Origin of the sequence: Streptomyces sp. NPDC048142 (genome assembly GCF_043202835.1) — a bacterium.
GTDB lineage: Bacteria > Actinomycetota > Actinomycetes > Streptomycetales > Streptomycetaceae > Streptomyces.
In genome coordinates, this window is sequence record NZ_JBIDBC010000041.1 from 1 (window position 1) to 11652 (window position 11652).

General features: G+C 70.2%; 11 protein-coding genes and 2 pseudogenes. 9 read left to right on the top strand and 4 right to left on the bottom strand.

What is annotated here, in order from left to right; translation table 11 throughout:
- Positions 1-91: 91 nt before the first annotated feature.
- Together ACGF2Y_RS32750 and ACGF2Y_RS32755 are read left to right on the top strand one after the other, a co-directional pair.
- A pseudogene (locus ACGF2Y_RS32750) lies at positions 92-214 on the top strand (transcriptional regulator); the annotation flags it as partial.
- Positions 211-447 carry a DUF397 domain-containing protein gene (locus ACGF2Y_RS32755; protein ID WP_392954975.1) on the top strand — a complete coding sequence of 79 codons (237 nt, stop codon included), beginning with the start codon at positions 211-213 and terminating at the stop codon, positions 445-447. The pseudogene ACGF2Y_RS32750 and the gene ACGF2Y_RS32755, both read left to right, overlap by 4 nt.
- Before the next feature lie 88 nt (positions 448-535).
- Here ACGF2Y_RS32755 and ACGF2Y_RS32760 read toward each other — a convergent pair whose 3' ends face one another.
- Positions 536-880 (bottom strand): hypothetical protein, encoded by a 345-nt coding sequence (locus tag ACGF2Y_RS32760; RefSeq protein ID WP_392954977.1) that lies wholly within the window; start codon positions 878-880, stop codon positions 536-538.
- A 176-nt stretch (positions 881-1056) separates the two neighbouring features.
- Between ACGF2Y_RS32760 and ACGF2Y_RS32765 the strand changes: the two genes are divergently transcribed.
- Complete coding sequence (locus tag ACGF2Y_RS32765; protein WP_392954979.1) at positions 1057-2037, top strand: ArsR/SmtB family transcription factor; 981 nt, start codon at positions 1057-1059, stop codon at positions 2035-2037.
- Between the two features lie 112 nt (positions 2038-2149).
- Entirely contained in the window at positions 2150-2512 is a 363-nt protein-coding gene (locus ACGF2Y_RS32770) for a DUF1304 domain-containing protein (protein ID WP_392954981.1), read from the top strand.
- A gap of 34 nt (positions 2513-2546) precedes the next feature.
- Here the strand turns inward: ACGF2Y_RS32770 and ACGF2Y_RS32775 are convergent, their stop codons facing one another.
- On the bottom strand, positions 2547-4019 hold the full coding sequence (locus tag ACGF2Y_RS32775) for a helix-turn-helix domain-containing protein (protein ID WP_392955060.1): 1473 nt from the start codon (positions 4017-4019) through the stop codon (positions 2547-2549).
- A 577-nt stretch (positions 4020-4596) separates the two neighbouring features.
- Here ACGF2Y_RS32775 and ACGF2Y_RS32780 point away from each other — a divergent pair.
- Positions 4597-5811, top strand: a complete 1215-nt coding sequence (locus ACGF2Y_RS32780; protein WP_392954983.1) for an RNA-guided endonuclease InsQ/TnpB family protein — start codon at positions 4597-4599, stop codon at positions 5809-5811.
- Positions 5812-5857: 46 nt separating this feature from the next.
- A pseudogene (dnaN, locus tag ACGF2Y_RS32785) lies at positions 5858-6864 on the top strand (DNA polymerase III subunit beta).
- A 188-nt stretch (positions 6865-7052) separates the two neighbouring features.
- On the opposite strand, the gene ACGF2Y_RS32790 reads toward dnaN, so the two are convergent.
- A complete protein-coding gene (locus ACGF2Y_RS32790) occupies positions 7053-7940 on the bottom strand; it encodes a glycoside hydrolase family 19 protein (protein WP_392954985.1) in 888 nt (295 codons plus the stop codon).
- A 460-nt stretch (positions 7941-8400) separates the two neighbouring features.
- Positions 8401-9684 (bottom strand): adenylosuccinate synthase, encoded by a 1284-nt coding sequence (locus tag ACGF2Y_RS32795; RefSeq protein WP_205084861.1) that lies wholly within the window; start codon positions 9682-9684, stop codon positions 8401-8403.
- Positions 9685-9870: 186 nt separating this feature from the next.
- Here ACGF2Y_RS32795 and ACGF2Y_RS32800 point away from each other — a divergent pair, with 186 nt between their 5' ends.
- The 3 genes from ACGF2Y_RS32800 to ACGF2Y_RS32810 all read left to right on the top strand — a co-directional run bounded on the left by ACGF2Y_RS32800 (position 9871) and on the right by ACGF2Y_RS32810 (position 11534).
- Positions 9871-10752 (top strand): diacylglycerol kinase, encoded by an 882-nt coding sequence (locus ACGF2Y_RS32800; RefSeq protein WP_392954987.1) that lies wholly within the window; start codon positions 9871-9873, stop codon positions 10750-10752.
- Positions 10753-10786: 34 nt separating this feature from the next.
- Positions 10787-11059, top strand: coding sequence for a DUF1876 domain-containing protein (locus ACGF2Y_RS32805; RefSeq protein ID WP_069735586.1), 273 nt, complete (start codon positions 10787-10789; stop codon positions 11057-11059).
- 139 nt (positions 11060-11198) lie between these two features.
- Positions 11199-11534, top strand: a complete 336-nt coding sequence (locus ACGF2Y_RS32810) for a hypothetical protein (RefSeq protein WP_392954990.1) — start codon at positions 11199-11201, stop codon at positions 11532-11534.
- The last annotated feature ends 118 nt before the right edge of the window (positions 11535-11652 follow it).

An 11652-nucleotide genomic window follows, 5' to 3' on the forward strand; every position in this document is an offset into this window, starting at 1 on the left:
CTGATACGTCGTCACAAACGTTCATGATCGCGGTGGCCGTACTCATGCCCGCACCCGCCCCGACCAGCACAGACGCTGGAACTACAGCTGCCGTGTCAGTGACCCGGCAAAGGTGAGCATCTACGCTCAGCGCTATGCGAAGATCCGGCCACAGACCTTGGGTCCTCGTGAATCGCTGGACCTCATCAAGCGGTTGGCAGGAGTGAAGGAATGAGCAGCACCCTCCGATGGTTCAAGTCGAGCTACAGCAACGCGAGCGGCGGCGACTGCATCGAGGTCGCCTTCGACTGGCGTAAGTCCTCCTACAGCAGCGAAAGCGGCGGCGAGTGCATCGAGGTGGCCGCCTGCCCCCACGCCGTCCACGTCCGCGACTCCAAGGTCCCCGACGGCCCCGCATTCACCGTCGCGCCCGACGCCTGGTCGGCGTTCCTCGGCTGGACGGGCTGACCAACGCTTGTCGTCGGGCCCCGTGGGTCTCCTGGCGTGATCACCACGCCAGGAGGCCACTCACGGAAGGTGCGAGGCCGTTACTCCGCTACTTCGCCAGCTTCACGGAATTGATCGGCGTGAAGTCGTAGTCGTAGTACGTGCCGGCCCGCTGGTTCCCCCCGCAGCCGGTGCCGTTGGAACCCGTGCACCGGTACGCCTTGGCGCCGCCGGTCTGGTTGTTGAACCACCGCTTCTTGCCGTACTGGTTGTAGATCTTGTGAGTCCCGTACGTGTAGAACTTGTGGCTCGGCTTGTCACCGTTCCAGCTCGCGTTCGGGTACAGGCAGACGTAGCCGGACGGGCATCCGTGGCTCGCGGCCGCCGTCTCCGCCGCGCCGGCCGATCCGCCCAACGTGAGTACGGCGCCGGTGGCGAGCGCGGTGGCAGCCATCGCTGTCCTCGTGATGGTGCTCCGAATCTGACGCATGTGCGGTTTTCCCCCTTCTGATCGGTCTTGCGGTCGTTCATCGCCCATTTACGAGCTGCTCCGATGATGGGGAGGTCCGCGAAAGCGGGTACAGGGGTTTTCGGCACACAGAAAACGGAACGGTTCATTTCGGAGGATCTATGACACTCCGTATCCATTTCACGGCAGACGACTTGGCACGCATCACGGTGGCCCCCCGTCCTGACCTCATGTGGGAGATGGTCAACAGCCTGCATGTCCTCCAGGTCCGGCGGGCCGCCGCCGAACACGCGCCATGGCTGCGTCACGTACGACAGCGGCTGGCCAGGAGCGATCTCAGGAGTCCGATCCGGCTGCTCACCACGCTGGTGCCGGCCCGAGGGGACTTCCCGGACTTCCTCACCCCGGCCCACAGAGGCGGCTTGGAAGTCGCCCGCGACCTCATCCTTGCCACACCGGCGGCGCGCCTCCGTGCCGAGCTCGCCGCGTGCTTCGGGCAGCGCACGCCGCCCGCCTGGCTCCGGCGGCTCGCGGAGGGCGACCGCGCTGCCCGGCAGGAACTCGACGGCGCCGTCGCCACATACTTCCGCGAACTCCTGGCCCCACAACTGCACCTGATGGACGACGTGGTGCACACCGAGCGCGCCCACCACAGCCGGAACGTACTGGAGGGAGGAGCCGAACGGCTGCTGAGCACGCTGTCGCCGTCGATCCGCTGGGAGCCGCCGACGCTGGTCGCCGACTATCCGCGGGACGGCGATCTCCACCTGCGCGGCCGAGGCATCTCACTGGTCCCGTCCTTCTTCTGCACGGGGTCGCCCGTCACCCTCATCGACCCCGACCTCCCACCGGTTCTGGTCTACCCCGCGAGCCCCGGCCCCGGATGCCCGGACACGCTCAGCGGCCTGACCGAACTGATGGGACGGACCAGGGCCATGGCCCTGTGCGCGCTCGACTCACCGTGCTCGACGGGCGAACTGGCTCTGCGGATCGGTGTGTCGGTCGGGACCGCGAGCAAGCACGCGTCGGTGCTGCGCAAGGCGAGGCTCATCACCAGTACGCGCAGGGGCTGCGAAGTGGTGCACGCCTTGACCCGGCTCGGGCGGGAGGTGGCGCAGGGGCGGAGGGGCGGCTCGCGGTGATGCGGCGACTGACGGCCTCCGCGCCGGCGCGTCACGCGGATCGGCTGTGCCGGGAATCCACCGGCGACGATGTGCGCGAGGGGCTGCCATGCGGTGACGTAACGTGTCCGGCATGTCTGTTGCCGCCACGGTCGCCGTTGTCGCGCTCGCCCTCCTGCACGTCTACATCCTGGTTCTGGAGATGTTCTTGTGGACCGGCCCCCGGGCCAGGGCTGCTTTCGGTACGACGGAGGAGTTCGCGACCTCAACCAAGGCGATGGCCGCCAACCAGGGCCTGTACAACGGATTCCTGGCAGCCGGACTCCTGTGGGGCGCTTTCGCCTCCGACCCCGTCGGCTTCCAGGTACGGATCTTCTTCCTGGCCTGTGTCGCTGTCGCCGGTCTGTACGGCGCCGCGACGGCATCCCGCAAGATCCTCTTCGTGCAGACCGTGCCCGCCCTTGCTGTACTCGCCCTGGTACTCCTGGCCCGCTGAAACAGCGGCCCCACTCTCAAGCACCCGTTCGGAACTACTCATCCAAGGCCATCCCCAGGTCCCGGGACCGCAGCGCCAGCCACAGGTCGTAGCGGGCGCTCGGGGGCCGCAGCAGCGAGCGCTGGAGGACCGTTTCGAGCCGGGTGAGGCGTTTGCGGGCGCCGGGCACGCTGATGCCCAGTTCGGCGGCGGCCGGCCCGAGGCGGCCCTCGCAGCGCAGCCAGGTGCGCAGGGTCTCCTCGGAGCCGAGGACGGGGGCCAGTTGCTGGTCGGCCCAGTCCCGTACGGCGGGGCGGCACAGGATGGCGTCGAGGCCCTGCGCCGCCTCTCGCGTACCGGATCCGGCGGTGGCGTACGGGGCGGGCTCGGGGGTGCACGCCGGGGCGGGGGTGGCGCGGACGCGCAGCGCCAGGTCGAGGGCGGACTGGCCGGCCAGCCGGTGCAGGTCCAGGCCGAGCAGTTCGCCGACGAGCTTCAGCCGGGCGGCGAGGGTGTTGCGGTGGACCTTGAGGTGGTCGGTCGCGTGCGAGGAGAACGCCAGCCAGGAGGCGGCCGTGGCCGCCAGCTCCTGGCTCCCGGGATCCTGCGCGCGGCGCGGCACATGGGTCAGAAGAGGGGCCAGCAGATCACCCGCCCACTGCCGGCCGGCCGGTCCGACGACGAGCGCGGGATCCGGCGAGACCCCGAACCGGGCGTGCCGGGAGGGCAGTTCGCGGGCTACGGCCAGGGCGTGGAAGGCCTGGCGGTAGCCGGTCGCGGTGTCGGCCAGCGGTACGGGTTCGCTGACGCCCACCACGCAGTCGCCCACCCGGGCGGCGACGGCCTCGTCGGTCGGAACGGTCCCTTCAGCCGGCTCCTGCACCTCCGCGGGCATCACCAGGATGAGATGGCGGGCGTAGACGGGGCACCGCACGATCCAGGACCGGCCGCCGTCCGCGTCCTCGCAGACCTGGACCACCTCGTCGCGCCCGCCGCCGGAGCACTCCACGACGCACACCCGTACCGGATCGGGAAGCCGGGGCCGCAGCGCACCGGCGAGCTGCTGGGCGATGGAGAGCTGGCCCGTCATCAGCAGGTGCAGCACCGCCTCACGGCCCCGGGACTCGGCGAGGTCCACCCGGCGGCGCCTGCGCTCCAGCGTCTCGGCCTGCCGGCACAGGGACAGCGGCAGGACCACGTCGGCCAGCAGCGTGGCGAGCCCGGCGGCCACGGGCCGGGGGGTGACGACGATGAGCACCGGGGCGGCCCGGTCGTCGGCGCTCAGGGGGAACAGCAGGGCGGTGTGCGCACCGGTGTCGAGGGAGCACGCCCGCGCCCCGCGCTCCGCCAGGGCGCTCGCGCCCTCGGCGACCAGCCCCGCGACATCGGGGACCACCACCCGCGCCGTACTGGCCGCCGCGTGCAGCATTGTCCCGTCCGGCCCGACGAGCCCGGCCCAGCCCTCCGCCCGCCCGGCCAGCCAGCGCAGCAGCCCGGCCGTTCCGCCGGTGCGGGCCAGCCGGTGCATCCGCAGAAGATCGTCCCCACGCTCCCGTGCTCGCACCTGTTCCCCGTTCCCGCCCGGACACGGCCGTGGCCGCCGGTGGACCACCCCGCCAGACTGTGCGGACCGATACCCCCGGGGCCGCCCCACTGGGCGTATTGAATCTCCCGTCTCTCTACCCTGCGTTCTATCGTCCGAACGTGTTCCGGTGCGTCGGGGGGCGACGGGGGATCACCGGGACACGGGAACGCGGGAACCCGGCCGCAGCGGCTCACGGGGGTGGTCGCTGTCGCCGGTTCCCGCGTTCCCTTCTCCTGCTTCCTGCGTCCTGTCCGGGGCCGATTGTCAGTGGTGCCCTTTAACGTCGTACGCAGGAGTCGGTTTCCAACTTCCGGCTTCGACGTCCGAGGAAAGGCGCCCCCCCATCACTCTCTTCGGAGAGAATCCCCGCCTTTTAGCGGGAGGGAATCCGATCTCAGGACTGCTCTGACCCGCAGGCTACGACGGGCGTTTTTGCTGCGTCGATGTTTTGTTCCCAGCGTGGTGACATACACCAAGCGTATTATGATCGGCAGGCCAGACCGGAAGGGAGCGGGCCGCGTTGATTCGGGCGTACAAGTTCCTCATGCGGCCCACCGTGGGCCAGACGATCGTGCTCCGCGAGATGCTGCGGGATCACTGCGGCCTCTACAACGGGGCGTTGCAGGAACGCCGCGACGCCTACCGCCACGGCTCGAAGACGAGCATCAAGTACGGGCAGCAGTCCACGCAGCTCAAGGACATCCGGGCCTTCGACCCCGAGCGGCACGGCCGGTGGTCGTTCAGCTCGCAGCAGGCGACCTTGCGACGGTTGGACAAGGCGTTCGCCGCGTTCTTCCGCCGCATGAAGTCCGGAGATACGCCCGGCTACCCGCGCTTTCGTGGACAGAACTGGTTCGACACCGTGGACTTCCCCAAGGACGGCGACGGCTGCCGCTGGGACTCCACCCCGCATGACCCCGTCACCCGCGTCCGCTTCCAAGGCGTCGGGCACGTCAGGGTCAACCAGCACCGCCCGGTGGTCGGCAAGGTCAAGACCGTCTCGGTCAAGCGCGAGGGCCGTAAGTGGTTCGTCGTCCTGACCGCCGAGCAGCCCCAGCCCGAACCGCTCCCGGCGACGGGCAGCGTGGTCGGCATCGACATGGGAATCGCGTCGTTCCTGACCGACTCCAACGGCGTGCACGTCGCCAACCCGCGCTACGCCCGCAAGCTCGCAGCGAAGCTCGAAGCGGCACAGCGTGCCCTGTCGCGGTTCCCTCGCCGCAAGGCGAAGAACCGCACCGCCAATCATCGGCGGGCGGTGGAGAAGGTCGCGGCACTGCACCGTAAGGTGCGACGTCAGCGACTCGACCACGCGCACAAGATGGCGCACGACTTGATCGCCGAGCACGACTTCATCGCGCACGAAGACCTCAAGATCCGCAACATGAGCAAGACCGCCGAGGCGAAGCCTGATCCCGACAAACCAGGCGCGTTTCTGCCCAACGGGGCCGCCGCCAAGACCGGGCTGAACCGCTCGATATCTGACGCCGGTTGGGGGGTGTTCCTGACGATCCTGCACGCCAAGGCTGAAAGCGCCGGACGGGAAGTGATCGCCGTGGACCCCCGCAACACCTCTCGCCAGTGCCCCGAATGCGGGCACACCGCGAAGGAGAACCGGCCCACACAGGAGAAGTTCCACTGCGTCTCGTGCGGCCACACCGCGCACGCCGACGCCGTGGGCGCAATCAACGTTCTACGGGCCGGGCTGGTCCGTCGCGACGCCAACCCGGCATAGCGAGAAGCCACCCCGCTTACGGGGCGGAGGAGTCACGGAGTTCCGCATCGAACGCAGTGCCCTGACCGAGGCCGTGTCCTGGGCGGCCCGCGTGCTGCCCGTACGGTCGCCCGTCCAGGTGCTGGGCGGGCTGCTACTGGACACGCAGGGCGAGGGCGGCGGCTGCTGGACATCTGCAAGGTGCTGCCCGAGGGGCCCGTGGAGTGCGCGGTGGAGGGCTCGCGGTTCACGGTGTCGGGCGACGGCGCCCGGTTCGGCCTCTCCGTGCTGCCGCTGGACGACTACCCGGCGCTGCCCGCGCTCCCGCAGGTCCGGGGCGCGGTGGACGCGGAGCTGTTCGCGGCGGCCGTGGCCGATGTGGCGGTGGCCGCGGGGCGTGACGACACGCTGCCCGCGCTCACCGGGATCCGGCTGGGGCTCGACGGCGACACTATGACGCTCGCCGCGACCGACCGGTACCGCTACGCCGTACGGACGCTCCCGTGGAAGGCGACCGCCCCCGGCGGGACGGCCGATGTCATCGTCTCCGCCCGCCGCCTCACCGAGATCGCCCGCTCGCTGGGCCGGTCCGGGCTGGTGAGCGTCGCCCTGGACGCCGGTTCGGCGGGCTTCGAGCACGCCGGGATGCGGACCACCGTACGGCTCCTGGAGGGCCGGCTGCCGCGCCACGAGAAGCTGTTCGCGATGGCGGACCCGGCCGTCGCGGTGGTGGACCGCGCCCGGCTGACGGAGGCGGTCAAGCGAGTCTCCGTCGTCGCCGACGGGGACAGCCCGGTGCAGATGACGTTCTCCCGCGCCGACGCCTCCGTACTGCTCCGGGCGGGTTACGAGGACGATGTGGCGTCCCAGCGGCTGCCGGCCGCCCTGGAGGGGGCGGAGGAGCTGACGGTGGCCTTCAACCCCGGGTATCTGGCGGACGCCCTGGCCTCGTTCGAGGAGCCGTCGCTGCGGCTCCTGCTGCTGGGGGCCGGACAGCGCGCGATGATCACGGACGAGGCGGGCACGGATGTCCACCGGCACCTGCTGATGTCGGTGAAGCCGCAGTTGGCGTGAGCGCGGACGGCATGAGCGCGGACGGCATGACGTAGTTCACCCGTGCGTACCGAAACGGGGGGCGGTCCGGCGCGCGGCCGGACGCACCCCCCGTTCGGGTGGGGGTCCTCAGAGGCAGAGGCCCTCAGAGACCCTCACAGGTCCTCACGGGTCCTCACGGAGACGGGGTGGTGGTGCGGTTTGACGGGTCAGCAGCTCAGGTTCGACCCGGTGGTGGTACCGAGGATCTGGGTGAACTGCGTGAACTTGTTGATGCGGCTCTGGACCTGCGCCGGGTTGCCGCCGTTGCATTCGATCGCACCGTTGATCGAGCGGATCGTCTCGCCGAAGCCGGCGTTGTTCACGATGGCGTTGTGGGGCGTCATCGTGCCGGGGCCGTTCTGGGTGTTCCAGTACCAGAGGCCGGTCTTCCACGCCACGGAGGCGTTCTGCTCCACCAGGTAGGGGTTGGCCAGGAGGTTGATGCCCAGCGCGTCCCCGGCGGCCTTGTAGTTGAAGTTCCAGCTCAGCTGGATGGGACCGCGGCCGTAGTAGGCGGACTGCCCGGCCGGGCAGCCGTAGGACTGGCTCGTGTCGCAGTAGTGCGGGTAGTTCGCCTCGTTGACTTCCTTGATGTAGAAGAGCCCGCCGGTCTCATGGCTGACGTTGGCGAGGAAGGCCGCGGCCTCCCGCTTCTTGATCGCGTCGCTGCCGGTGTTGGCGAAGGCCGGAAAGGCGCTCAGGGCGTCGGTCAGGCCCTGGTAGGTGTAGAAGGAGTTCCGGTTCGGGAACATCTGGTTGAACTGGGCCTCGCTGACGACGAAGCCGTCGTTCTCGCCCGGGTCCTCACCGCCGTCGGTGCCGCAGGCGCCGCCGTCGGCCCAGACGTCGGAGGCGCCCGGCGTCTCGTTCTGGGTCCACCACTTGGCCGTCCAGTTGTGGCCGTTGTGGGAGGCGGTACCGCCTCCGGTGTAGACGGTGGAGGAGCTCCAGGCCGTGGCACAGGTGGCGGCCTGCGCGGTGGTGGCGGGAAGGACGACGAGCGCCGCGACGATCGCGCCTAGCGCAACCAACAGGGCCATGACACGTCGCGTCACGTGATCACACTCCTTGGGCGCGGCGCGACGTCCGGCCGTGCGCCGCCGTGGGGTGCCGACACTCAAGCGAGAATGGCCTGGACCTGTCAAGGTCTAGACCATCTTCGGCGGAGGTGCGGATTCCGCCGGTCCCGGCCACGGCCGCCCCGGGCGCACACGTCAAGAGGGCCCTCAGCAGCCGCTATCGCGAGGGGAGTCCATCCGGATCCCCCGAGAACCGGCGCGGAGCCGGAGTGGACCGAAGGTAAAATCTTCCGGCCCGCCCAGCATGCGGACGGTGCCGGCCACCCGGCGGCGAGGAGCTGCCCGCAGCCGGATTCCGCCGCGCGGCGGCCGTCACCGAAACGGGAGCCGTCCCTGCAACCGGTGCGGCGGCGGTCGACACAAGTGTGCGGCGGCGGTCGACGCATCGTGCCGTCGTCCGCCGCCGCAGAGTTCTACGCCCGTTCCACAGGGGTGTTTACAGGAACGAGTTGATCTCGATGGTCTCGGTCCGGCCGGGGCCGACGCCGATCGCGGAGATCGGTGCGCCCGACATCTCCTCCAGGGCCTTCACGTACGCCTTGGCGTTCTTCGGCAGGTCGTCGAAGGTCTTGGCCTTCGTGATGTCCTCGGACCAGCCCGGCAGGTTCTCGTAGATCGGCTTCGCGTGGTGGAAGTCGGTCTGGTTGTACGGGAGTTCCTCGACGCGCTTGCCGTCGATCTCGTACGCCACGCAGACCGGGATCTGCTCCCAGCCGGTGAGGACGTCGAGCTTGGTGAGGAAGAAGTCGGTCAGTCCGTTGACCCGGGTCGCGTACCGCGCGATCGGGGCGTCGAACCAGCCGCAGCGGCGGTCACGGCCGGTGGTGACACCGCGCTCGCCGCCGATGCGCCGCAGCGCCTCGCCGTCCTCGTCGTGCAGCTCGGTCGGGAACGGACCGGCGCCCACACGCGTCGTATAGGCCTTGAGGATGCCGATGACGCGGCTGATCTTCGTCGGGCCGACACCGGCACCGGTGCAGGCGCCGCCCGCCGTCGGGTTCGACGAGGTGACGAAGGGATACGTACCGTGGTCGACGTCGAGCAGCGTGCCCTGGCCGCCCTCGAAGAGGACGACCTTGCCCTCGTCGATGGCATCGTTCAGGATCAGGGTCGTGTCGGCGACGAACGGCTTGATCTGCTCCGCGTACTGGAGCATGTCCTCGACGACCTTGCCGGCCTCGATGGCCCGGCGGTTGAAGACCTTGGCCAGGAGCTGGTTCTTCTGCTCCAGGGCCGCCTCCACCTTCTGCTCCAGGATCGACTCGTCGTAGAGGTCCTGGACGCGGATCCCCACCCGGTTGATCTTGTCGGCGTACGTCGGACCGATACCCCGGCCCGTCGTGCCGATCTTGCGCTTCCCCAGGAAGCGCTCGGTCACCTTGTCGAGCGTGACGTTGTACGGAGTGATCAAATGAGCGTTGCCGCTGATCAGAAGCTTGGACGTGTCGACGCCTCGCTCGTTCAGACCGCTCAGCTCGGAGAGCAGGACCGCCGGGTCGACCACGACACCGTTCCCGATGACCGGGGTACAGCCCGGCGACAGGATTCCGGAGGGGAGGAGATGCAGTGCGTACTTCTGGTCGCCTACGACGACCGTGTGACCGGCGTTGTTACCGCCTTGGTATCGCACGACATAGTCCACGGATCCACCGAGGAGGTCGGTGGCCTTCCCCTTGCCCTCGTCACCCCACTGAGCACCGAGCAGCACAAGTGCGGGCACAGGCGTACACCCCTTCCGGGCGGGGCATGTCCAAGGTCAGGGGGCGTACGTAAAGGTCGTACCTGCCGTACGACGATGTACGGCAAAGCCTGAGCCGTCGAACCGGGTGCCCCGGAATAGACGAAGCCCCTGGCGCAATAGCGCAAGGGGCTCTTGCACCAAGATGCTACCCGAGGAAGGACCGAGGTGTCGGCTGCAGAGCCCCCCGGCGACGGCGACGATCAGCTTCTGGTGGTCATCGACCCGGTCGCCCGCCGGACCGACGGCGAGTCCGTACGTATCGCCAAGGACGTGCTGAGCGCCGGCTCGCACGCCAAGATCTGCCTTCCGGACACCCCCGAGGAGTTCGCGCGGGCCCTGTCCCGGCGGGGTTCGCGCAGGCCCGTGGTGGTCGGCGACGATCACGCGCTGCTGCGCGCGGTGGCCCAGCTGCACCGCGAACGGGAGCTGGCCGACGGCGTCCTCTCCCTGATCCCCGTCGGCGCCGCGCACGCCCTGGAGGTGGCCCACGCCCTCGGCGTCCCCCGGGGTGCGGTGGCGGCCGCGCGGACCGCGCTGGACGGTGCGGTGCGCCGCCTGGACCTCCTGGTCGACGACAGCGACGGCGTGGTCCTCGGCCGCCTGCGCATTCCGGCCCCGGCGCCGCCGCCCGGTCCGTGGGGCCCGCACTCGGGCGTCACGGCCGTCTGGGACACCTGCCGCTCGCTGATGACGTCCCTGGTCCGCCCGGCCCCGGTCGCCGCCGCCACGCTCCCGGGCACGCACCGCCTGCGCATCGAGGCGGACGGGGTGCTGCTGAGCGACCTGGACACGCCGGTACGGGGCATCTCGGTGGTCTCCCAGGGCGGCGGGGGCCTGGCCGACGTCGTCGTCCGCACCGCCTCGGGCGAGGACGTGACGGCGGAGGCCAAGGCCGTCACCGTCTCCGGCTCGGACTTCCGCTACCGGGCGGACATACAGACCGGGGGGCCGGTGCGCACCCGGACCTGGACGGTCCGGGCGGGCGCCTGGGGGCTGATGCTGCCGGGCCCGGCGAGCGCGGACGGAACAGCGGGCGCACGCTGGTAGAAGACGACCGGAGAACGTCCCGGAGGTGTTCGTCATGACCAGGATCGCTGTCGGATGGCACATCGACCTCGAATTCGAGGAGGACACCCACCGCACCCGCGCGGCGGCGCTCGTCCGCCTCTCCGACGGGACAGAGGTACGCGCCCACGGCTACGCCAGCCGCCATCCCTCGGACGCCGACCAGCAGCGGGTCGGCGAGGAGATCGCGGGAGCCAGGGCGCTCAACGAACTGGCGATGAAACTGCTGACCAAGGCGCACGACGAGATCGACGAGGCGTCCGGCAGGACGTCGTACCCACTGACGTGACGTCTTCGGGGCGCTCTGCCCCCGCACCCCCACACCCCCCGCACCCCCGCTCCTCAGCCGCCGGAAGGTGCGAGCGTGAGCCGTCGGAGGGGCCGAGCGTGCCGGAACCGCGCCCGCACCCCGGCGCGTCTTCCGGCCCATGGAGACCAGACGAGAAGCCGTCACCGGAACCGCCGGCTGCGTGACCGCCGTGCTCGGCACGCTCGCGGGCGTCGTGCTCTGGCTCCCGTACGGCAGGAGAGGCCTCTTCGGCAGCTTCGAGAGCGAGACCAACCCGGACGTCTTCTGGCTGGGCCTGCCCGTCATGGCCCTCGGCGGGGCCGCCGCCGCCCTGGCCGTCTTCGCCGTCGTACGGGGCCGGTGGCGCCCTGCGCTCGGGCTGGCGGCGGCCGTCGCGGGGATCGCCGCCTTCGGGTACGGCTTCGACGTCCTGGCCGGTACGCAGGCGATGCAGGACTGCGGCCCGCCCTGCTGAGGACAGCGAAGGGCACCTGGGCGTGCGCGCCTGTCTGAGCGCACCCGGGCGAGCGCCTGCGCCTCCGCGGGCCCGCGGAGGCGCAGGCGCTCGCCCGGGTGCGCTCAGACAGGCGCGC